The 21,961-nt window shown below is 66.0% G+C and carries 20 protein-coding genes; 7 read left to right on the top strand and 13 right to left on the bottom strand.

What is annotated here, in order from left to right:
- Window position 1: 1 nt before the first annotated feature.
- Window positions 2-907 (top strand): LysR family transcriptional regulator, encoded by a 906-nt coding sequence (locus BBJ41_RS32680; protein ID WP_069750249.1) that lies wholly within the window; start codon window positions 2-4, stop codon window positions 905-907.
- 10 nt (window positions 908-917) lie between these two features.
- Here BBJ41_RS32680 and iaaH read toward each other — a convergent pair whose 3' ends face one another.
- The 6 genes from iaaH to BBJ41_RS32650 all read right to left on the bottom strand — a co-directional run bounded on the left by iaaH (window position 918) and on the right by BBJ41_RS32650 (window position 7,412).
- Complete coding sequence (gene iaaH / locus BBJ41_RS32675) at window positions 918-2,339, bottom strand: indoleacetamide hydrolase (RefSeq protein WP_069750248.1); 1,422 nt, start codon at window positions 2,337-2,339, stop codon at window positions 918-920.
- Window positions 2,340-2,463: 124 nt separating this feature from the next.
- Window positions 2,464-3,993 (bottom strand): amino acid permease, encoded by a 1,530-nt coding sequence (locus BBJ41_RS32670; RefSeq protein WP_069750247.1) that lies wholly within the window; start codon window positions 3,991-3,993, stop codon window positions 2,464-2,466.
- Between the two features lie 113 nt (window positions 3,994-4,106).
- Window positions 4,107-4,571 (bottom strand): Lrp/AsnC family transcriptional regulator, encoded by a 465-nt coding sequence (locus BBJ41_RS32665; RefSeq protein ID WP_069750246.1) that lies wholly within the window; start codon window positions 4,569-4,571, stop codon window positions 4,107-4,109.
- 98 nt (window positions 4,572-4,669) lie between these two features.
- Window positions 4,670-5,428 (bottom strand): dimethylarginine dimethylaminohydrolase family protein, encoded by a 759-nt coding sequence (locus BBJ41_RS32660; RefSeq protein WP_069750489.1) that lies wholly within the window; start codon window positions 5,426-5,428, stop codon window positions 4,670-4,672.
- Between the two features lie 233 nt (window positions 5,429-5,661).
- Entirely contained in the window at window positions 5,662-6,912 is a 1,251-nt protein-coding gene (locus tag BBJ41_RS32655; protein WP_069750488.1) for a DUF1479 domain-containing protein, read from the bottom strand.
- Window positions 6,913-7,022: 110 nt separating this feature from the next.
- Window positions 7,023-7,412, bottom strand: a complete 390-nt coding sequence (locus BBJ41_RS32650) for a VOC family protein (RefSeq protein WP_069750245.1) — start codon at window positions 7,410-7,412, stop codon at window positions 7,023-7,025.
- A gap of 72 nt (window positions 7,413-7,484) precedes the next feature.
- Between BBJ41_RS32650 and BBJ41_RS32645 the strand changes: the two genes are divergently transcribed.
- Window positions 7,485-8,456: a helix-turn-helix domain-containing protein gene (locus tag BBJ41_RS32645; protein ID WP_069750244.1), complete on the top strand. Its 972-nt coding sequence runs from the start codon at window positions 7,485-7,487 to the stop codon at window positions 8,454-8,456.
- A gap of 92 nt (window positions 8,457-8,548) precedes the next feature.
- Here BBJ41_RS32645 and gltA read toward each other — a convergent pair whose 3' ends face one another.
- The 7 genes from gltA to BBJ41_RS32610 form a co-directional block, all read right to left on the bottom strand.
- Window positions 8,549-9,850 carry a citrate synthase gene (gltA, locus tag BBJ41_RS32640; protein ID WP_048250513.1) on the bottom strand — a complete coding sequence of 434 codons (1,302 nt, stop codon included), beginning with the start codon at window positions 9,848-9,850 and terminating at the stop codon, window positions 8,549-8,551.
- Window positions 9,851-9,903: 53 nt separating this feature from the next.
- Window positions 9,904-10,176, bottom strand: coding sequence for an FAD assembly factor SdhE (locus BBJ41_RS32635; RefSeq protein ID WP_006754979.1), 273 nt, complete (start codon window positions 10,174-10,176; stop codon window positions 9,904-9,906).
- A 12-nt stretch (window positions 10,177-10,188) separates the two neighbouring features.
- Window positions 10,189-10,890: a succinate dehydrogenase iron-sulfur subunit gene (locus tag BBJ41_RS32630; RefSeq protein ID WP_059237255.1), complete on the bottom strand. Its 702-nt coding sequence runs from the start codon at window positions 10,888-10,890 to the stop codon at window positions 10,189-10,191.
- 21 nt (window positions 10,891-10,911) lie between these two features.
- The gene (gene sdhA, locus BBJ41_RS32625; RefSeq protein WP_069750243.1) at window positions 10,912-12,687 is read right to left on the bottom strand and encodes a succinate dehydrogenase flavoprotein subunit; all 1,776 of its coding nucleotides are present in this window, start codon (window positions 12,685-12,687) and stop codon (window positions 10,912-10,914) included.
- A 3-nt stretch (window positions 12,688-12,690) separates the two neighbouring features.
- Window positions 12,691-13,059 (bottom strand): succinate dehydrogenase, hydrophobic membrane anchor protein, encoded by a 369-nt coding sequence (sdhD, locus tag BBJ41_RS32620; protein WP_034180015.1) that lies wholly within the window; start codon window positions 13,057-13,059, stop codon window positions 12,691-12,693.
- A gap of 4 nt (window positions 13,060-13,063) precedes the next feature.
- Entirely contained in the window at window positions 13,064-13,480 is a 417-nt protein-coding gene (sdhC, locus tag BBJ41_RS32615) for a succinate dehydrogenase, cytochrome b556 subunit (protein ID WP_034185792.1), read from the bottom strand.
- Window positions 13,481-13,650: 170 nt separating this feature from the next.
- Window positions 13,651-14,466 (bottom strand): GntR family transcriptional regulator, encoded by an 816-nt coding sequence (locus BBJ41_RS32610; RefSeq protein ID WP_069750487.1) that lies wholly within the window; start codon window positions 14,464-14,466, stop codon window positions 13,651-13,653.
- Window positions 14,467-14,763: 297 nt separating this feature from the next.
- Between BBJ41_RS32610 and BBJ41_RS32605 the strand changes: the two genes are divergently transcribed.
- The 5 genes from BBJ41_RS32605 (at window position 14,764) to acnA (ending at window position 21,936) form a co-directional block, all read left to right on the top strand.
- A complete protein-coding gene (locus BBJ41_RS32605) occupies window positions 14,764-15,750 on the top strand; it encodes a malate dehydrogenase (protein WP_069750242.1) in 987 nt (328 codons plus the stop codon).
- A gap of 185 nt (window positions 15,751-15,935) precedes the next feature.
- A complete protein-coding gene (locus BBJ41_RS32600) occupies window positions 15,936-16,943 on the top strand; it encodes an HpcH/HpaI aldolase/citrate lyase family protein (RefSeq protein WP_069750241.1) in 1,008 nt (335 codons plus the stop codon).
- Between the two features lie 230 nt (window positions 16,944-17,173).
- Window positions 17,174-17,692 carry a hypothetical protein gene (locus BBJ41_RS32595; protein ID WP_069750240.1) on the top strand — a complete coding sequence of 173 codons (519 nt, stop codon included), beginning with the start codon at window positions 17,174-17,176 and terminating at the stop codon, window positions 17,690-17,692.
- 22 nt (window positions 17,693-17,714) lie between these two features.
- A complete protein-coding gene (locus BBJ41_RS32590; RefSeq protein WP_069750239.1) occupies window positions 17,715-19,166 on the top strand; it encodes a bifunctional 2-methylcitrate dehydratase/aconitate hydratase in 1,452 nt (483 codons plus the stop codon).
- A gap of 52 nt (window positions 19,167-19,218) precedes the next feature.
- Window positions 19,219-21,936: an aconitate hydratase AcnA gene (acnA, locus tag BBJ41_RS32585; protein WP_069750238.1), complete on the top strand. Its 2,718-nt coding sequence runs from the start codon at window positions 19,219-19,221 to the stop codon at window positions 21,934-21,936.
- Window positions 21,937-21,961 lie beyond the last annotated feature (25 nt).

Genomic DNA, 21,961 nt, shown 5'->3' with positions numbered 1-21,961 from the left:
CATGGTGAGTCTCGATCGTTTCGCCGTCTTCCGCGCCATCGTGGAAGCGGGGTCGTTTACGGCCGCCGCCGCCCAGCTGAACCAGGCGCGGGCCGCGGTCAGCTTCAACATCAAGCAGCTGGAAACCGAGCTCGGCGTCACGCTGCTCACGCGCACGACGCGGCGCGTCGAGCTGACCGACGCGGGCGAGCGCTTTTATGCGCGCTGCCTGCGCGTGCTGGAGGAAGCCGAAAGCGCGATCGAAGACGCCCGCAGCGAGCATGGCGGGATGCACGGCGTGCTGCGCGTGACGTCGACCGTCGAGTACGGGACGATGGTGGTCGCACCGGCGCTGCACGCGTTCATGCAGCGCCATCCCGCGCTGCGCGTGCGGCTCGAGACGCACGCGTCGCAGGTCGACCTGGTGCGCGAGCGCGTCGACGTCGCGATCCGGCTCGGGCGCCTCGAACAGTTCCAGGACCTGCCGTACCGTGGCGCATGCCTTGCCACCTACGAAGTGCGGCCCGTGATCGCGCCGTCGCTGCTCGCCGCGGCCGGCCTGTCGCGCATCGATTCGCCCGACGTGCTGGCGCGCCTGCCGCAGCTCGGCCACACGCGGCTCGAGCGGATCGCCACCTGGACGCTCGCGGATCGCGACGGCAACCCGCACGCGTTTCAGCCCGGCGCCAAGCCGCGTGTCGTGGTCGACAACGCATCGGTACTGCGCGTGCTGGCGCGACAAGGCAGCGGCGTTGCGCTGCTGCCCGAGTGGCTCGTGCGCGACGACCTCGCGAGCGGCGCGCTGGTCGACGCGCTCCCCGACTACCGGTTTCCGCCGCAGGCGGTGTACGCGCTGTACCCGTCGACCCCGCACGTACCGCAGAAGGTGCGTGCATGGGTCGACTTCATGAAGGCCTATCTGGCCTGAACGCGGCGGTTCAGGCGGCCGTCGCGTCCGCCCGCAGCCGCGCGTCGATCCGGCGCGCGATCGCCAGCAGGCGGCGGTCGCTGCCCCACGGCCCTTCCAGCATCAGGCCGACCGGCAGCCCCGTCTGCGCGGAGCGTCCGGCCGGGATCGACACGGACGGCACGCCGGCGAGCGTCGCCGGCGACGTCTGGCGCACGACGCGCTCGAACAGCGCGCCGCCCTGCGCGGCCGTCATCGACGCCACCTCGTCGAGCGCCGGCGGCTCGCCCGGCACCGTCGGCATCGCGATGCAGTCGACCGGCATGCCGAACGCGTCGTCGTACCAGCGCACGAGACGCTGCCGGCACGCGATCCCTTCCGCATAGGCGCCGGCCTCGACCGGCGCAGCCACGAACGACCGGAAAATGTCGCGCACGTCGTCGCTCGCGATCCGCTCGACGAACACGTCGAACGGGATGCCGAGCCGTTCCGCCGCGAAGTTGCGCCAATACCGGTTCGCCTCGAACGCGACGATCGGAAAGCTGCATGCCTCGTTTGCTTCGTGCAGCGGCATCGCCGGCAGCGGCACGAGCGTCGCGCCGGCCGCCGCGAACGACGCGAGCGCACGCTCGATGCATGCCGCGACGCCCGGATCGAGCGCGTCGAAGTAAGGCGCGCCGGGCACGCCGATGCGCAACCTCGGCCACTCGGGAGCGGCGGCCGGGCTGTCGTCGCGCGTCAACACGGTGTCGAGCAGCAGCAGGTCGTCGATGTCATGGCCGATCGGCCCGACCGTATCGCGCGTGGGCGACAGCGACAGCACGCCGTGCGGCGAATAGCGCTGCGCGGACGGCCGCAGCCCGTACACACCGCAGAATGCGGCCGGAATGCGCACCGAGCCGCCCGTGTCGGTGCCGAGACCGAACGGGATGCCGGCCGCGACGGCCGCCGCCGTACCGCCGCTCGACCCGCCGGCGATGCGCCGCGGGTCATGCGGATTGCCGACCGCGCCGAAATGCCGGTTGCCGCTCGTGATGCCGAACGCGAGCTCGTGCATGTTCGCCTTGCCCAGCGGCACCGCGCCGGCGTCGAGCAGGCGTCGCACGGCAAGCGCGTCTTCCGCCGCCCGATAGCCGTTCACCGCCGGGCTCGCGCCGAGCGTCGGCATCGCGACGGTATCGAGGTTGTCCTTGATGACGAACGGCACGCCGGCGAGCGGCAGCACGTCGCCCTGCGCGATGCGCGCATCGACGCTTGCGGCCGTGCGGCGCGCGAGATCGGCATCGACGTGCACCATCGCATTGAGCGGCGCGATCGCCGCGAGACGCGCGAGCGCGTCGTCGGCGATATCGGCGGCACGCCGCCCGGCCGTGCGCACGGTATCGGCAATCTCGCGCACGCTGGCGCCGGAGGCAAGTGACTGGGAGGAAACGCGGTTCGGCTGTGTTGTCATGTTGTGTGCTGGACGCGAAATCGATCGGGAAGCGCGCCGCGTGCCGCAGGCCCTGAGCGACACGCCGCGCGAACCGCGATGGTATCCCGGCAGCCGGCCGACCGTCACGCGGCCGGCCGGCGCATCACGCGCCGCGCGACCGCTCGCGCGTATCCGCCATCGTGTCGACCGAACGCGTCAGCCACGGGCCGATGTCCATATCCTCGTAGCGCACGAGCCGGCTCTTGCGCGCGCGGCGATACGCCCACCAGATCGCGACGAACAGCGGAATCCACACATAGATCGACAGCACTTCCATCCAGTCGATGCGGGCCGCGAAGAAGGCCTGGTAATCCTGCCCGAGCGAAATCACGATGCAGATCGCGATCGCGAACAGCGGCCCGAACGGAAACCATTTCGCGCGATACGGCAGTTGCTCGAGCCGGTAGCCCTGCTTCACGAACCCCTTGCGGAACCGGTAATGGCAGACCGCGATACCGAGCCACGCGATGAAGCCCGTGATGCCGACCGTGTTCAGCAGCCACAGATAGATGCTCTGGTTGTTGGTCAGCGACGTGAGGAAGCACAGCCCGCCGACGGCCATCGTCGCGTACAGCGCGTTGCGCGGCACGCCGCCCGGCGACAACGTCGCGAACATCGCCGGCGCGCGCCCTTCCGATGCGAGGTTGTACAGCATCCGCGTCGCCGCATAGGTGCCGGAGTTGCCGGCCGACAGCACCGCCGTCAGGATCACGAGATTCATCGCGCCGGCCGCGACCGTGAAGCCCGCGTGGCTGAATACGAGCGTGAACGGGCTCACGCCGATGTCGGTCACGTCGCTCTTCAGCAGGTTCGGATCGGTGTACGGCACGAGCAGGCCGATCACGAAGATCGCGAGCACGTAGAACAGCATGATCCGCCAGAAGATCTGCTTCACCGCGCGCGGGATCGTCTTGCGCGGATTCTCCGATTCGCCGGCCGTGATCCCGACCAGCTCGGTGCCGAGAAACGAGAATCCCGCGATCAGCGCGACGCTCATCATCGCGTGCACGCCGCCGACGAACGGCGCGTCGCCCGTCGTGAAGTTGCGCAAGCCCACCGGATGCCCGCTGCCCAGCACGCCGGCCGCGATCAGCAGCCCGGCCGCGATGAACGCGATGACGGTGACGACCTTGATCAGCGAGAACCAGTATTCCGACTCGCCGAAACCGCGTACCGACAGCGTATTGAGCAGGAAGATCAGCACGAGGAAGCCCGCCCCCCACCACACGCCCGGCACCGAGGGAAACCAGTAGCGCATCACGATCTGCGCGGCGACCAGCTCGATCGCGATCGTCACGGCCCAGCTGTACCAGTAGGTCCAGCCGAGCGCGACGCCGAAGCCTTCGTCGACGTACTTCTCGCCGTACACCGCGAACGAGCCCGACACGGGCATCAGCGCCGCCATCTCGCCGAGCCCCGTGACGACGAAGTACACCATCATCCCGATCGCGATATACGCGGCGATCGCGCCGCCCGGCCCCGCCTGCGCGACCGACGCGCCCGACGCGACGAACAGCCCCGTGCCGATCGAGCCGCCGATCGCGATCATCGCGATGTGCCGGCCCTGCAGCCGGCGCTTGAGCGTCGTCCCGGACGGTGCGGCCGTCTCCGCTGCCGCTTGCAAAGCATCCATAGTGTTCACCCTGATTGGATTCGGGTTCGCTCGATTTGATTCGGAATACAAATCGATCGAACCGGTCATTCGCATTGAAACCGGGCCTGCGCGACCGGACTTTACCGGCCGCGTCAGACGACGCTGCGCTTGATCGCCTGCAGTTCGGCGGTCGTCACGATCTTCTCGATCCTGAACCGCGGGCTTTCGAGCCACACATTCGCGATCCGCCGGTACTCGTCGAGATCCTCGCACGCGAGCCGCACGAGAAAATCGAACGTGCCGCTGACGAGCCAGCAATCGAGCACCGCCGGATTCGCGCGCATCTCCTCTTCGAACGGCGCCTGCGAACGCCCGTGATCGGCCAGCACGATCTGCGCGATCACGACGATCGGCTTGGTCGCGCGCGGCGCGTTGATCACCGCGCGGTAGCCCGCGATCACGCCGAGCGCCTCGAGCCGCTCCACGCGCGCCTGGCAGGGCCGCGGCGTGAGGTTCACGAGCTCAGACAGCTTCCGGTATGAAATCCGTCCGTCGGTACGCAGGATGTCGAGGATCCGGAGATCGATCTTGTCGAGCTGCATCTTCTTGTCGGTCATCCGCGTTCGCTCCGGTCGGGTCGTGGCTGGTGCGCGGAACGTCTCCTTTTCCGCGCGGGGGCCACATTATCCGGCCGAAGCGGCCGCGCGCCAATCGGCTAGAACCGCAGCGACAGGCAGGTCAGGCCGCCGTCCATCTTGCGGAACTCGCTCGTGTCGATCACGTGCAGCGGCAGCCCGAGCGACCCGATCGCGTCGTGCACGCGCGGATAACCGGCCGGCGTAATCAGCGTGCCGTTCACGCGCAGCGTATTGCCCGCGTATTCGTCGGCCGCCGAGATCGCGATCCGGCGATAGTCGGCGAACGCCGGGTGCGCGGCCAGCGCTTCGGTCACGAGCAGCGTGTCGTCGCCCAGCGCGTTGACGACCGACTTCAGGTGCAGCCCGGCGCCGACCGGCACCGCGACGACCGAATAACCGTAGCGCGACACGAGCGATTCGAACGCGCCGATGCCCTCGGCGTCGGTGCGGCCCGTCAGGCCGATGTAAAAGCGTTTGCCGACCAGCATCACGTCGCCGCCGTCGAGACGGCCTTCCTGCATCGGCAGCAGGTCGCGATGCGCGGCGAGCGCCGCTTCGATATGCACCGTCTCGCCGCGTCGCGCAGGCGCGCCGGGGCGCGTGATCACCGCGAATTCCGGCGTCACGACGGCGACGTCCTCGACGAAGTGCGAATCGGGGAACGCGTCCAGCGGCGGCAGCTCGGTCAGCTCGACGCCGAGCGTGCGCAGCGCGTCGCAATAGGCGTGGAACTGCGTGAGCGTCTTGTCGTAATCGGGTGCGCCGAGTTCGGCGGTGGTCAGGCCCGCGCCGCAGGACGGCGAGGGACGGCGAACGATTGCTTGCGTGAATTGCATCGACTCCTCCATGGTCATCGCCACACCCGTGAAGCACACGGGGCAGCTGCGTTGTGTCCGGACCATTATCGGAAGCCAAATTGCGCAATTCGCGTCGATTTCGGCTCCGCAGACAGCCGATCGCGTCGAATTGCACGCAGCAGGCAGCGGATTCGGCAGACGGCCGTTCGCCGCGGCGCGAACGGCTGCTTTCGCGCGCGGCGCGACTCGCAGCACGCCCCGTGGTGCGCCCGTTACGCGCCGGGCGCGAGCCCCATCTGCGAACGGCCGAGCGCCGTGAGATCGCCCTCCCCGCCGCGCCCGTCGAATCCGGTCTCGAAGTGATCGGCAGGAAAATCGGGCGGGCTCTCGCCGCTCAGGAATGCGGGCAACTGACGCCGCAGGTAAGCGTCGTTCTTCGCGCAGCCGGGCGCGGCCGCAATGTACATCACGTTGCTGTCGCCGCTGCCGCGATGCGCATCCTCGACCGCATGCACGACGTCACCGTGCCAGAACACCGCGTCGCCCGGCTCCATGTGCGGGATCGGCACCAGCGCGTCGAGCAGCAGCGCGTGCCATTCGGGCAGGATCGACAGCGCACGGCCGGGGCGTGCGCCGCACAGGTCGTCGTCGGCGACGTCGTCCTGCAGCGCGCGCAGCACGACGTAGGCCATCGCGTTCGCAACCGGGATCAGTTGCAGCGTGCCGTCGCCGGGGCCCTGCGGCGTCAGCGCGGTCCAGCCCTGAAACGTGCGGAACATCGAACACACGGCCGGCGACGGAATCTCCTCGACGTCGGGGCGGAAGGCCGCATCGAACGGGTCGTAGTCGCGCCAGCGGCCGGCCAGCACGTGGCGGTAGACCTGGCGGAAGTTCGCGCCGAGCCAGCGTTCGACGGAGCCGCCGTCCACATGCGGCGACAGCCCGAGCGACGTCGAACCCGGCGGCCGGCGGCGAATCCGGTCCGCGTAGGCAAGCGCCTGATCGGGCTCGAAATGCGTGCGCGCGCCGTCTGCATGACGCCACAGGCGGTTCAGGAACACGCGCGCCTGCGTGAGTGCCTGCGACTGCCGCGCGGCCACCTGCGGCTTCGACCAGTAGACGCCGTAGATCTGCGGCCTGCCCGACGCGAGATTGCCGAAATACCGATCTTCGGCACGCGCATGCAACCGGTCGGCAAAACGGTTCGCATCGAGGTAGGCGCCGATCTCGTCGTTCCAGTCGCGCGCCTGCTGCGTATCGAACACGCCGCGAATCACGACCGCGCCGTGCGTGCGGATCGCGGCAATCGCGTGCGGCTCGACGGTCCCGCCCGCGATTGCCTCGAACGGCACGACCGGAATCACGTCGCGGCCGTGCGCATGCGCGCGGCGGATCGCGTCGACCTGCCGCGCGATGTCGCCCTCCAGCTCGCGGAAGGTGGACGCATAGCCGGGCAGATCGGCGCGCAGCGCCCGTTTCGCCGCGCGGATCGCGGCGGGCAGATCGTCAATCGTCAGATGCATCGTTGTCTCCTGGCCAAAGCGTGTCGTGATGTGCTGCCAGCGTACGGCCAACGCCCGGTCATCATCACCGCTATCCGGTCAACTATCGATACAATCCTGACAACCGCGTATTACTCGGGACGATGGCAGACGACGCAGAGCTTGTTGCCGTCCGGATCGCGGAAGTACGCGCCGTAGTAGTCGCGGTGGTAGTCCGGCCGCAAGCCGGGCGGCCCTTCGCACGTGCCGCCGTGCCGCAGCGCGAGCGCGTGGCAGCGATCGACATGCGCGCGTGTCGGCGCAGCGAACGCAAGTGTGTGGCCATTGCCCGGTTCGGGCGCGCGCCCGTCGAGCGGCTGACCGAAGAAGAACAGCGGCCGGTCGGCGTCGGGCGGCATCCAGCCCGACCAGCCGTCCGGCTCGCGAAACTTGAGGCGCAGCCCGAGTTCCGCGAGAAGCGGTGCGTAGAAATCGTAGGCGCGCGCGGTGTCGCTGACGCCCACGCAAACATGTGAAAACATGGCATCGCTCCGTCGTGACGATCGCTCTCGATCATGCCACGGCGCGATGCCCGCCCTCGTTCGGAGACAGCGATGAAACCGCAGTACGAGCACGTGACGTTCGCGCCCGGCTGTTCGATCCGCGTGTACCACCGCCAGCTCGCGCGCATCCCGTTCGAGTGGCACCGCCATCCCGAATACGAACTGACGCTGACGCTCAACAGCCGCGGCGAGCGCTTCATCGGCGATCACGTCGCGCATTACGCGGACGACGATCTGGTGCTCGTGCCGCCCAACCTGCCGCATACGTGGTCGTCGAATGCGCGCATCGATCGCGATGCACCCGAAGTCGCGCTCGTCGTCTGGTTCGACGGCGACTGGGTGCGGCGGCTGGCCGACTGCTGCCCCGAATATGCGCCACTGCGTTCGCTGCTGCGACGCGCAGCGCCCGGCCTGCACTTCGACGCGGACACGGCCCGCGCGATGCGCGCACGGCTGCCGCAATTACTCGATCCGTCGCCGCGCACACGGCTCGCGGCCGCGCTCGACACGCTCGCCGATCTCGCCGAAGCCGGTGGCGAACCGCTCGCCACCGCGCATGCCTACGACCGGCCCGACGGCACGACACGGCCCGACGATACCGCCGCGCCCGAAGCCGAGCGCCTCGATCGCGTGCTCGATGCGATCGACCGGCACTTCCACGAACCGCTGCGCATCGACGCGCTCGCCGCTGCCGCGCACATGTCCGAGCGCACGCTGCAGCGCCTGTTCGTCCGGCATCTCGGCGAAAGCGTCGGCCGCTACGTGCAGCGGCTGCGGCTCGCGCACGCGTGCCGTCATCTCGTCGGCACCGACTGGCCGATCGCGACGGTAGCCGCCCGCTGCGGCATTCCGAACACCGCGAACTTCAACCGCCAGTTCGTCGCCGCGCGCGGAATCACGCCGGGCGCCTATCGCCAGTTCTTCCTGCAGCACGGTCGTGCGCCCGACCCGGACGGCGACGCACCCGCGCTCGATACGCGGCCGCCGTCGCTGGAGCGCCCCACGCATCCGGCACGCAAATGAAAACACCCCGGCGGGATGAACCCACCGGGGTGTCGAGGCGTTGCGATTGCCCGACGCGAGCGGCCTGGCAGGCCGTTCGCGCCACACACGACTTAACGTGCGCTGATCGGCTTCGCTTCGCGCGGCGAATCGCCGATGAACAGCTGGCGCGGACGGCCGATCTTCTGCTCCGGATCGGCAATCATTTCGTTCCACTGTGCGATCCAGCCGACCGTACGTGCCATCGCGAAGATACACGTGAACATCGACGTCGGGATGCCCAGCGCGCGCTGGACGATGCCCGAGTAGAAGTCGACGTTCGGGTACAGCTTGCGCGACACGAAGTATTCGTCTTCCAGCGCGATCTTCTCGAGCTGCATCGCGAGCTTGAACAGCGGGTCGTCATGCAGACCCAGTTCGTTCAGCACTTCGTAGCACGTTTCGCGCATCAGCTTCGCACGCGGGTCGTAGTTCTTGTACACGCGGTGGCCGAAGCCCATCAGCTTCACGCCCGAATTCTTGTCCTTCACCTGCTTGATGAATTCGGGGATGTTGTCCGGCGAACCGATCTGCTCGAGCATGTTCAGCGCGGCTTCGTTCGCACCACCGTGCGCCGGGCCCCACAGACATGCGATACCGGCCGCGATACATGCGAACGGGTTCGCGCCCGACGAACCGGCCAGGCGGACCGTCGACGTCGAGGCGTTCTGCTCGTGATCGGCGTGCAGGATCAGGATGCGGTCGAGTGCGCGGACGAGCACGTCGTTGACCTTGTACTCTTCGCACGGGTTCGAGAACATCATGTGCATGAAGTTCGCGCTGTACGACAGCGAGTTCTTCGGATACACGAACGGCTGGCCGATGCTGTACTTGTACGCCATTGCGACCAGCGTCGGCAGCTTCGCGATCATGCGGATCGCCGACACTTCGCGGTGACGCGGATCGTTGATGTCGAGCGAGTCGTGGTAGAACGCAGACAGCGCGCCGACTGCGGCGACCAGGATCGCCATCGGGTGCGCGTCGCGGCGGAAGCCACGGAAGAAGAAGTGCATCTGCTCGTGCACCATCGTGTGCTTCGTGACGGTGTCGACGAATTCCTTCTTCTGCGCTGCGTTCGGCAGCTCACCCTTCAGCAGCAGGTAGCAGCTTTCGAGGAAGTCCGCGTTTTGCGCGAGGTTGTCGATCGGGTAACCGCGGTACAGCAGCTCGCCCTTGTCGCCGTCGATGTACGTGATCGCCGAATTACAAGCTGCCGTCGACATGAAGCCCGGGTCGTACGTGAACTTGCCGGTCTGGCCGTACAGCTTGCGGATGTCGATTACGTCCGGGCCCATCGTGCCCTTGTAGATCGGCAGTTCGACGCTCGGCGAGTTGTCGCTGAACGATAGCGTGGCTTTAACATCAGACGGAGTCATGGCACATCCTCAATCGAAATAAAGAAACGGGATTCGATAACGGGCGTAACGCGTTACACGTTGCGCAGCATCTCCAACAGCCGGTGAATTTCCGGGCTGTCTAGGTCGCCCTCTGGTTCCTTGCGCGCGAGGAGCAAGTCCATCAGGTCGTTGTCGCTCAGATCGAGCAGGCGCGACAACGCGCCTACGTCTGCATCGGTGAGGTCATGCTCGTATCTGCCGAAGAAACGCTCGAAGATGATGTCGTTTTCCAGCAGACCCCGCCGCGCGCGCCAGCGAAGGCGCGCGCGACGGTGCGGGTCGGATTGATGCGAATCGTCGCTCATTGCAACCCGGCCTTAAACCGCGCGGCGGACCATCAGTTCCTTGATCTTGCCGATCGCCTTCGTCGGGTTCAGGCCCTTCGGGCAGACGTCGACGCAGTTCATGATCGTGTGGCAACGGAACAGACGGTACGGGTCTTCCAGGTTGTCGAGACGCTCGCCGGTGGCCGTGTCACGGCTGTCCGCGATGAAGCGGTAAGCCTGCAGCAGGCCGGCCGGGCCGACGAACTTGTCCGGGTTCCACCAGAAGCTCGGGCACGACGTCGAGCAGCTCGCGCACAGAATGCACTCGTACACGCCGTCGAGCTCGTCGCGCTCTTCCGGCGACTGGAGGCGTTCCTTCTCCGGCGGCGGCGCGTCGTTGATCAGGTACGGCTTGATCGAGTGGTACTGGTTGAAGAAGTGCGTCATGTCGACGATCAGGTCGCGCACGACGGGCAGGCCCGGCAGCGGGCGCAGCACGATCTTCTGCGGCAGGTCGTTCAGGTTCGTCAGACACGCGAGACCGTTCTTGCCGTTGATGTTCATCGCGTCCGAGCCGCACACGCCTTCGCGGCACGAACGGCGGAACGACAGCGTCTCGTCCAGAGCCTTCAGCTTGACCAGTGCATCGAGCAGCATGCGCTCGTGCTGGATGTCGAGCTCGTACGTCTGCATGCGCGGCGCTGCGTCCTTGTCCGGATCGTAGCGGTAGACTTCAAAAATGCGTTTTGCCATTTCGGATTCCTTTGACTCGGCTTAGAACGTGCGCGGCTTCGGCGGCACGGATTCGACCGTCAGCGGCTTCATTTGAACCGGCTTGTAGTCGAGGCGATCGCCTTCGCTGTACCACAGCGTGTGGCGCAGCCAGTTTTCGTCGTCGCGGTGTTCGTAGTCGCTGTGTGCGTGCGCGCCGCGGCTTTCCTTGCGCGCTTCCGCCGACACCATCGTCGCGCGGGCGACTTCGATCAGGTTCTCCAGTTCGAGCGCTTCGACGCGCGCGGTGTTGAACACCTTCGACTTGTCCTTCAGGTGGATGTTTTCCACGCGGGACGCGAGGCCGGCCATCTGATCGACGCCTTCCTTCAGCAGCGCCGACGTGCGGAACACGCCTGCGTGCTTCTGCATCGTCGCGCGGATGTCGTTCGCGACGTCCTGCGTGTATTCACCCGACGTCGATTTGTCGAGCTTGTTCAGGCGCGCCAGCGAGTATTCGCCTGCATCGGCCGGCAGCGGCTTGTGTTCCTTCTGGTTCTTCACGTGCTCGACGATGTGGTTGCCGGCCGCACGGCCGAACACCACGAGGTCCAGCAGCGAGTTCGTGCCGAGGCGGTTCGCGCCGTGCACGGACACGCACGAGCATTCGCCCACTGCGTAGAAGCCGTTGACCGGTTCCTTGTGATCGCGCGACGTGCCGACGACCTGACCGTGGATGTTGGTCGGGATGCCGCCCATCTGGTAGTGGATCGTCGGGACGACCGGGATCGGTTCCTTGATCGCGTCGACGTTCGCGAACTTCAGCGCGATTTCGCGGATCGACGGCAGACGCTTCATGATCGTCTCGGCGCCGATGTGCGACAGGTCGAGCAGCACGTGGTCCTTGTTCGGACCCACGCCACGACCTTCCTTGATTTCCTGGTCCATCGAGCGCGACACGAAGTCACGCGGCGCCAGATCCTTCAGCGTCGGGGCATAGCGCTCCATGAAGCGCTCGCCGTTCGCGTTGCGCAGGATGCCGCCTTCGCCGCGCACGCCTTCGGTGATCAGCACGCCCGCGCCGGCCACGCCGGTCGGGTGGAACTGCCAGAACTCCATGTCCTGCAGCGCGATGCCCGAACGCGCGGCCATGCCGAGGCCGTCACCGGTGTTGATGAACGCGTTGGTCGATGCCGCGAAGATCCGGCCTGCGCCGCCCGTCGCGAACAGCGTGGTCTTGCCTTCCATGATGTAGACGTCGCCCGTCTCCATCTCAAGGGCCGTCACGCCGAGCACGTCGCCGTCCGCGTCGCGGATCAGGTCGAGCGCCATCCATTCGACGAAGAACTGCGTCTTCGCTTCGACGTTCTGCTGGTACAGCGTGTGCAGCAGCGCGTGACCGGTACGGTCGGCGGCCGCGCAAGCGCGCTGGACCGGCTTCTCGCCGTAGTTCGCGGTGTGGCCGCCGAACGGGCGCTGGTAGATCGTGCCGTCCGCGTTGCGGTCGAACGGCATGCCGAAGTGCTCGAGTTCGTACACGACGTTCGGCGCTTCACGGCACATGAACTCGATCGCGTCCTGGTCGCCGAGCCAGTCGGAACCCTTGATCGTGTCGTAGAAGTGGAAGTGCCAGTTGTCTTCGCTCATGTTGCCGAGCGACGCACCGATGCCGCCCTGTGCGGCCACCGTGTGCGAACGGGTCGGGAACACCTTCGACAGCACGCCGACCGACAGGCCCGCGCGCGACAGTTGCAGCGCCGCGCGCAAGCCGGAGCCGCCTGCGCCGACGATCACGACGTCAAACTTGCGGCGCGGGAGGGAAGTTTTGATTGCAGCCATTCTTTACACTCTCCAGAGAATCTGCGCGGCATAGCCCGCACATGCGAGCAGCCAGACGATGGTCAGCGATTGCAGCAGCAGGCGCACACCGACGGGCTTCACGTAGTCCATCCAGATGTCGCGCACGCCGACCCATGCGTGGTAGAAGAGGGAAAGCAGCATCACGAAGGTCGCGAGCTTCATCCATTGCGCGGAGAAGATCGACGCCCAGCCTTCGTAGGAGAAGTCGTGCGCGCCGAAGAACAGGACGAGCAGAATGACCGTGTAGACCGCCATGATCGTGGCGGTGATGCGCTGCGCAAGCCAGTCGCGCAGGCCGTAATGTGCGCCGACGACGAGGCGCTTCGAGCCGATTCGGTTGTTGGCTGCCATTTTCTTAGAATGCTCCGAACAGTTTGAGTGCCATGGCGATCGTCAGTGCGATCGAGACGACAAAGACGACGACTGCCGTCCGCTTGCCGCCTTCCTTCGTGACGGCGTCGTGGTTGACGTCCATCAGCAGGTGGCGAATGCCGGCGCAGAAATGGTGGAAGAACGCCCAGGACAACGCGAGGACGATCAGCTTGACGATGATGTTGGAGAGGAAAGCCTTGAAGACTTCGAAGCTGAGCTCGGACGTGAGGCTCTGATCGAAGAGGAACAGCAGGAACGGCAGGAACAGGAACAGCAGCGCGCCGCTGACTCGATGGAGAATCGACAATATCGCTGCCAGCGGCATGCGATATTTCATCGTGATATCGCCGAATCCGATGTTCCGGTATTCCGGCCTCGGCTTTCTTACTGCGTCAGTCATGCTAGACCCCTACTATGTTGTCACACTAATCCGCGATTTTAGCGCCTTTTTATATCGCGCTGCAGCGAAAGTCTGCTCTGGATAGTTGCGCGATCGAGAACAAAGGCGGCCCGAAACGTGCTTCGCGAGCGTGGGAAACGCGAATGCACGCGGCCTGAGCCGAATCATCGTCAACTCAAGTCATTTTGATAGTAATACCCGGTTGTGACATACCAGCCGCGTCGCACTTCCACCGGCCGGTCTCCGTATGTATAGGACACGCGCTCGACCGACAGCAACGGGAAACCCGCCGGCACGTGCAGCAGGTCCGCCACCGACGGCTCCGCCGCCACCGCGCGGATCTTTTCCGTCGCGCGGATCATCCGTGTGCCGAACTCCGTCTCGAACATCGCGTAGAGCGGCCCCTTGTACTCGCTCAGCCGTTCGAACGTGAGCCCGCGGAACATCGCGCCCGGCAGCCAGATCTCGTCAAGCACCGTCGCTTCGTTCTCGAACTCCAGCAGGCGGCGCACCTGCACGACGGGATCGGCCGGCTTCAGGTCGAGCTGCCGCGCGATCTCGGCCGGCGCGCGCAGGCGCCGGCATTCGAGCAGGCGACTCACGTGCGGATGCTCGGCGCCGTCGTCGGCCAGCAAGCGCAGGAAGCGGAATTGCGCGCGATCCTCGTTGTGCGTTGCAACAAACGTACCCTTGCCCTGCCGCCGGACCACGAGGTTTTCGGCGGCCAGTTCGTCGATCGCCTTGCGAACGGTGCCCTGGCTGACCTTGTAACGGGCCGCGAGCTCCACTTCGCTCGGGATGATCTCGCCCGGCTTCCATTCACCGGATTCGAGGCTTTGCGTGATCAATGACTTGATCTGCTGGTATAAAGGGCTGAACGTCGGCGACGCAGAGGCCGCGGGCACAGGCGCGGAATCACCCGCGCCGGGCTGCCCTGGGCCGCCTGCGCCGGTCTGATTCGCGTTATTCGCCTGGTTGGATGTCATGGCGCGCATTTCATCACAAACCGCACTTTTTCGTCCACTCAAATTCCGCAAAACATCTGTCTTATATAAGACATATGATACCGTTTGACTTTGGGCGCTTCGGCTCCTACACTCCGGGGCGAGCAAGGGTTCGCGGGTGCAAGAGCGCGTCCCCGGCTACGTGCCACGGCCGTCTCCAGGTTCACCGCGTCTGCCATCGCGAGTCCTCCGCCCTGCTTCAATGCAACGCTGCCCACAACGCGCATAGAATGGCGTTTTCGCTAGCGTCCAACGCTTCACCCGTCCTGGAGATTTTCAATGGCTAAGCCCGCAAAGCGCGTTGCCGTCACCGGCGCCGCAGGTCAAATCGCTTACTCCCTGCTGTTCCGCATTGCGAACGGCGATCTGCTCGGCAAGGACCAGCCGGTCATCCTGCAACTGCTCGACCTCCCGCAAGCCCAAGCCGCCGTCAAAGGCGTCGTGATGGAACTCGACGATTGCGCGTTCCCGCTGCTCGCGGGCGTCGTGATCACCGACGATCCGAAGGTTGCATTCAAGGATGCAGACGTCGCGCTGCTGGTCGGTGCACGTCCGCGCTCGAAGGGCATGGAGCGTAAGGATCTGCTGTCGGCAAACGCCGAAATCTTCACGGTTCAGGGCGCTGCGCTGAACGAAGTCGCAAGCCGCGACGTGAAGGTGCTGGTCGTCGGCAACCCGGCGAACACCAACGCGTACATCGCGATGAAGTCGGCGCCGGACCTGCCGAAGAAGAACTTCACGGCCATGCTGCGCCTCGACCACAACCGCGCGCTGTCGCAGCTCGCCGCCAAGTCGGGCAAGCCGGTCGCATCGATCGAGAAGCTCGCCGTGTGGGGCAACCACTCGCCGACGATGTACCCCGACTTCCGCTTCGCGACCGCCGAAGGCGAATCGCTGCTGAAGCTGATCAACGACGACGTGTGGAACCGCGACACTTTCATCCCGACCGTCGGCAAGCGCGGCGCGGCGATCATCGAAGCGCGCGGCCTGTCGTCGGCAGCGTCGGCAGCCAACGCGGCGATCGACCACGTCCGTGACTGGGTGCTCGGCACGAACGGCAAGTGGGTCACGATGGGCATCCCGTCGGACGGCTCGTACGGCATCCCCGAAGACATCATCTACGGCGTGCCGGTCGTTTGCGAAAACGGCGAGTACAAGCGCATCGAAGGCCTGGAAATCGACGCGTTCTCGCGCGAGAAGATGGACGGCACGCTGAACGAGCTGCTCGAAGAGCGCGACGGCGTCGCCCACCTGCTGAAGAACTAAATTCGGCACCGTGCCGGGCCGCCTCCGGGCAGCCCGGCACCGCGGGGCCGGCACGCAGCACCGCCGTCCCTGCAGCCCGATCCGATCCGGGCACGTTTTGCCGCCCCGTGCGTACCGCGCACCGGCCCAGAGCGCGCCCGAATCCGATTTTCTCCACGTTGACCCGCTCCCCTGACGTCGAAGAGATGGCCGCGCTCACTCCTGCACAAGTGCTGTACGACGGGGCGTCCCCGCCCGCGATCCTGCCATGCTGCGATCACTACGCGGGCAGCGAAAAGCTGATGCGCAAGTCGCTCGCGCTGCAGGCCGAAACCGGCCCCGTGTTCGACATCACGCTCGACTGCGAGGACGGCGCGGCCGTCGGCCAGGAAGCCGCCCACGCGGCCCTCGTCGCCGACATGCTCGGCAGCGCCGAGAACCGCTTCTGCCGCGTCGGCGTCCGCATCCACGACTTTTCCCACCCGCACTGGCGCGACGACGTGCGCATCGTGCTGCGCGCGGCGCGCGCGCCCGCCTACATCACGCTCCCGAAGATCGCGAACGCCGCCGACGCGGCCGAAATGACCGCCTTCATCGAAGGCGCGCGCCGCGAGCTCGGCATCGCGCAGCCGATCCCGGTCGACGTGCTGGTCGAGACGCACGGCGCACTCGCGCACGCGGCCGCCCTCGCCGCGCTGCCGACGGTCGGCACGCTGAGCTTCGGGCTGATGGATTTCGTGTCCGCGCACCATGGCGCGATTCCCGATTCCGCGATGCGCTCGCCCGGCCAGTTCGAACACCCGCTCGTGCGCCGCGCGAAGCTGGAAATCGCCGCGGCCTGCCACGCGCACGGCAAGACGCCGTCGCACAACGTGACGACCGAAGTGCGCGACATGAGCGTCGTCGCCGGCGATGCGCGCCGCGCGCGCGACGAATTCGCGTTCACGCGCATGTGGAGCATCCACCCCGCACAGATCCGCCCGATCGTCGACGCCTTCGCGCCGCGCACCGACGAAGTCACGCTGGCCGCCGAGATCCTGCTCGCCGCGCAGGCCGCCGACTGGGGCCCGACACGTCATGGTGATACGCTGCACGATCGCGCGAGCTACCGGTATTACTGGTCGGTCCTGCGCCGTGCGCGGGCGACCGGCCAGCCCGTACCGGCCGAGGCCGCGCCGCTGTTCGGCCCGGCCGCCGCGGAACGCGCGCAGTGAGCGCGCGCCGCCGGCCGGCACATGAATTCGATGCATTCGCCGGGACGCAGGACGATCACAGTTTTGCGAAACGACAAAAAACGTAACGGAGCCCGAAAACCTGAAATATGCGCGGCCAAATAGGTGAAAATAGCGGCCGCTGCGCGCTTTCGGGGCGCGTGCAGTTTCAAACCGGCCGGCAGTTTCGATTGCCTGCCCTTGTCAACTGATTATCGAAAGGTTCTGACTCCATGAAGAAACTCCTGATCGCTACCGCCATCGGCGCCTTGTCCGCCACGATGCTGGTGTCGGCTCCGAGCGCGTTCGCCCAGGGTACGGCCACCACCACGACCGCGAAGAAGGCCGCGGCCAAGCGCCCGGCGCCGGCCAAGCGCATCATCCCGCGCAGCAAGAAGGCGCAGGCGCGTGCCGCCGCCAAGGTTGATCCGGTACCGGACGGCGCGGTCAAGTGGGCCTGTAAGGAAGGCCTGTCGTTCGACCTCGCCGGCGACATGAAGCGCGACCAGGTCGTCACGGTTCACTGGGCGAAGAAGAACTACAAGCTGCCGCGTCAGGCCACGACGACGGGCGCCGACACGTTCTACGATCCGGCAGCCGGCTTCAAGCTGGTCGTGATCCCGACCAAGGCGATGCTGTTCTCCGACGCGAACGGCGGCGAGCGTCTCGCCGACGAGTGCGTGACGCCGGAAATGGCGCAAGGCACGCCCGCGCCGACGCAGTCGAACGAACTGAAGCCGGCAACGAACTAAGCGCGTTCCCTCCGGCCCCTCGATGTCCGCCCCGGTCTCCAACGTCCGCCCTGCTCCGGATACGGTACTCGTCGATATCGTCGACTACGTGCTGAACGCCGGCATCGACAGCGCGCTCGCGCTGGAGACGGCGCGTCATTGCCTGATCGACACGCTCGGATGCGGACTCGAGGCGCTGTCCTACCCTGCCTGCACCAAGCTGCTCGGCCCCGTCGTGCCCGGCACGATCGTGCCGAACGGCGCGAAGGTGCCCGGCACGTCCTTCCAGCTCGATCCCGTCCAGGCCGCGTTCGGCATCGGGGCGATGATCCGCTGGCTGGACTTCAACGACACCTGGCTCGCCGCCGAATGGGGTCATCCGTCCGACAATCTCGGCGGAATCCTGGCGACGGCCGACTGGCTCTCCCGCACGGCCGTCGCGGCCGGCCGGAAGCCTTTGCTCATGCGCGACGTGCTGGTCGCGATGATCCAGGCCCACGAGATCCAGGGCTGCCTCGCACTCGAAAATTCATTCAATGCGGTCGGGCTCGACCACGTGCTGCTCGTGAAGGTCGCGTCGACGGCCGTCGTCGGCCGGCTGCTCGGGCTCACGCGCGACGAGCTGATCAACGCGGTATCCAACGCATTCGTCGACGGCCACGCGCTGCGCACCTACCGCCATGCGCCGAACACGGGCTCGCGCAAGTCATGGGCGGCCGGCGACGCCACGTCCCGCGCGGTACGCCTCGCGCTGATCGCGAAAACGGGCGAAATGGGCTACCCGTCGGCGCTCACCGCAAAAACCTGGGGCTTCTACGACGTGCTGTTCGACGGCAAGCCGTTCCGCTTCCAGCGCCCGTACGGCACGTACGTGATGGAAAACGTGCTGTTCAAGATCGCGTTCCCCGCCGAATTCCACGCGCAAACGGCAGCCGAGGCTGCGCTGCAACTGCATGCGCAGCTTGCCGCGGCGGGCCGCACGACCGACGAGATCAGCCGGATCACGATCCGCACGCACGCGGCCGCGATCCGCATCATCGACAAGCAGGGCCCGCTCGCCAATCCGGCCGACCGCGACCACTGCATCCAGTACATGGTCGCCGTGCCGCTGCTGTTCGGCCGGCTGACCGCGGCCGATTATGAAGATTCGGCCGCAGCAGATCCGCGTATCGACGCGCTGCGCGCGAAAACCGTGTGCGTCGAGGATCCGCAGTTCACGAAGGATTACCACGACCCGGACAAGCGCTCGATCGCGAATGCACTGACGATCGAGTTCACGGACGGGTCGAAGCTTGCCGAGGTGGCGGTCGAATACCCGCTCGGCCATCAGCGGCGGCGCACCGAAGGCATCCCGCTCCTGGTCGAGAAGTTCAGGACCAACCTTGCCCGCCGCTTCCCGGCAAAGCAGCAACAAGCGATTCTCGACGTGTCGCTGGACCAGGCAAAGCTCGAAGCAATGCCGGTCGATGAGTACGTCGACTTGTATGTGATATAGCCGTCATCTACAGGACTCTTTGTTTCCTAGCCTTAAACCCAGGAAAATCACCATGGCCCACAATCTCCACAAGACCCTCAAGGAATTCGACAGCGGTTCCGGTAAAGGCAAGTTCTACTCGCTGCCGCAACTCGGCAAGGAACTGAAGACGAAGATCGAACGCCTGCCGGTGTCGATCCGTATCGTGCTCGAGTCCGTGCTGCGCAACTACGACGGCAAGAAAATCACCGAGGAGCACATCGAGCAGCTCGCGAACTGGAAGCCGACCGCGAAGCGCATCGACGAGATTCCGTTCGTGGTGTCGCGCGTCGTGCTGCAGGACTTCACGGGCGTGCCGCTGCTCGCCGACATCGCGGCCATGCGCGGCGTCGCCGAGCGCACGGGCAAGAACCCGAAGAAGATCGAACCGCTGGTCCCGGTCGATCTCGTCGTCGACCACTCGGTCCAGATCGATTACTTCCGCCAGAAGGATGCGCTCGACCTGAACATGAAACTGGAATTCCAGCGCAACAACGAGCGCTACCAGTTCATGAAGTGGGGCATGCAGGCATTCGACACGTTCAAGGTCGTGCCGCCGGGCGTCGGTATCGTCCACCAGGTGAACCTCGAATACCTCGCGCGCGGCGTCCACAAGAAGGCGGAAGGCGGCGACACCGTGTACTACCCGGACACCCTCGTCGGCACGGACAGCCACACGACGATGATCAACGGCATCGGCGTGGTCGGCTGGGGCGTGGGCGGCATCGAAGCCGAAGCCGGCATGCTGGGCCAGCCGGTGTACTTCCTGACGCCGGACGTCGTCGGTGTCGAGCTGAAGGGCAAGCTGCGCGAAGGCGTGACGGCCACCGACCTGGTGCTGACGATCACCGAAATGCTGCGCAAGGAGAAGGTCGTCGGCAAGTTCGTCGAGTTCTTCGGCGAAGGCACGAAGTCGCTGTCGCTGCCGGACCGCGCAACGATCGGCAACATGGCGCCGGAATACGGCGCGACGATGGGCTTCTTCCCGGTCGACGAAAAGACGATCGACTACTTCGAAGGCACCGGCCGCACGAAGGCGGAAATCGCCGCGTTCGAAAACTACTTCAAGGCGCAGAAGCTGTTCGGCATTCCGAAGGCCGGCGACATCGACTACACGAAGACGGTCACGCTCGACCTGGCGACGGTCGCACCGTCGCTGGCCGGCCCGAAGCGCCCGCAGGACCGCATCGAGATCGGCAACGTCAAGTCGACGTTCACCGACCTGTTCTCGAAGCCGGTCGCTGAAAACGGCTTCGCGAAGAAGGCGGACGACCTGAACACGCAATACACGACGAGCAACAACGTCGACGTGAAGAACGGCGACGTGCTGATCGCCGCGATCACGTCGTGCACGAACACGTCGAACCCGAGCGTGCTGCTGGCTGCCGGCCTGCTCGCGAAGAAGGCCGTCGAAGCCGGTCTCACGGTCGATCCGAAGATCAAGACCTCGCTCGCACCGGGGTCGCGCATCGTCACCGAGTACCTGACGAAGACGGGCCTGCTGCCCTACCTGGCGAAGCTCGGCTTCGAAGTCGCGGCCTACGGCTGCACGACCTGTATCGGCAACGCCGGCGACCTGACGCCGGAGCTGAACGAAGCGATCACGAAGAACGACATCGTCGCGGCAGCCGTGCTGTCGGGCAACCGCAACTTCGAAGCGCGTATCCACCCGAACATCCGCGCGAACTTCCTCGCGTCGCCGCCGCTCGTCGTCGCGTACGCGATCGCCGGCAACATCACGCGCGACCTGATGACCGAGCCGGTCGGCAAGGGCAAGGGCGGCCGCGACATCTACCTCGGCGACATCTGGCCGACGAGCGATGAAATCCACGCGCTGCTCAAGTTCGCGCTCGATCCGAAGAAGTTCGAGGACAACTACTCGAAGCTGACCAAGAAGGGCGACCTCTGGAGCAAGATCGAGGGCGAATCGGGCCAGGTCTACGACTGGCCGAAGTCGACGTACATCGCGGAGCCGCCGTTCTTCGGCAAGGACTTCTCGATGGAACCGGCCGACTCGATCCCGACGGTCAAGGGCGCGCGCGCACTCGGCATCTTCGGTGATTCGGTCACGACCGACCACATCAGCCCGGCAGGCTCGATCAAGGAAGACTCGCCGGCAGGCAAGTGGCTGAAGGAAAACGGCGTGCAGAAGGCCGACTTCAACAGCTACGGCTCGCGCCGCGGCAACCACGACGTGATGATGCGCGGCACGTTCGCGAACGTCCGGATCAAGAACCTGATGATCCCGGTGAAGGCAGACGGCACGCGCGTCGAAGGCGGCCTGACGATCCATCAGCCGAGCGGCGAACAGCAGTCGATCTACGACGCAGCGATGCAGTACGTCGCCGCCGACACGCCGACCGTCGTGTTCGCGGGCGAAGAGTACGGCACGGGCTCGTCGCGCGACTGGGCCGCGAAGGGCACGCAACTGCTCGGCGTGAAGGCCGTGATCGCACGCAGCTTCGAGCGCATCCACCGCTCGAACCTGGTCGGCATGGGCGTGCTGCCGCTGCAGTTCAAGGGCTCGGACAGCGTCCAGTCGCTCGGCATCACCGGCGACGAGACGTACGACATCGAAGGCCTCGGCGACGAATTCAAGCCGCAGCAGGACGTGACGCTCGTGATCAACCGCAAGAACGGCGAAACGCAGCGCGTGCAGGTGCTGCTGCGTATCGATACGCCGATCGAAGTCGACTACTACAAGCACGGCGGTATCCTGCCGTTCGTGCTGCGCTCGCTGCTCGCAGCGTAAGCGCCCTGCTTTTGCAGGTGCCGTA

Source organism: Burkholderia stabilis (genome assembly GCF_001742165.1).
Classification (GTDB): Bacteria; Pseudomonadota; Gammaproteobacteria; order Burkholderiales; family Burkholderiaceae; genus Burkholderia; species Burkholderia stabilis.
Note: the sequence above shows the minus strand (reverse complement) of the source record. Positions and strands in the feature narration are given on the sequence as shown.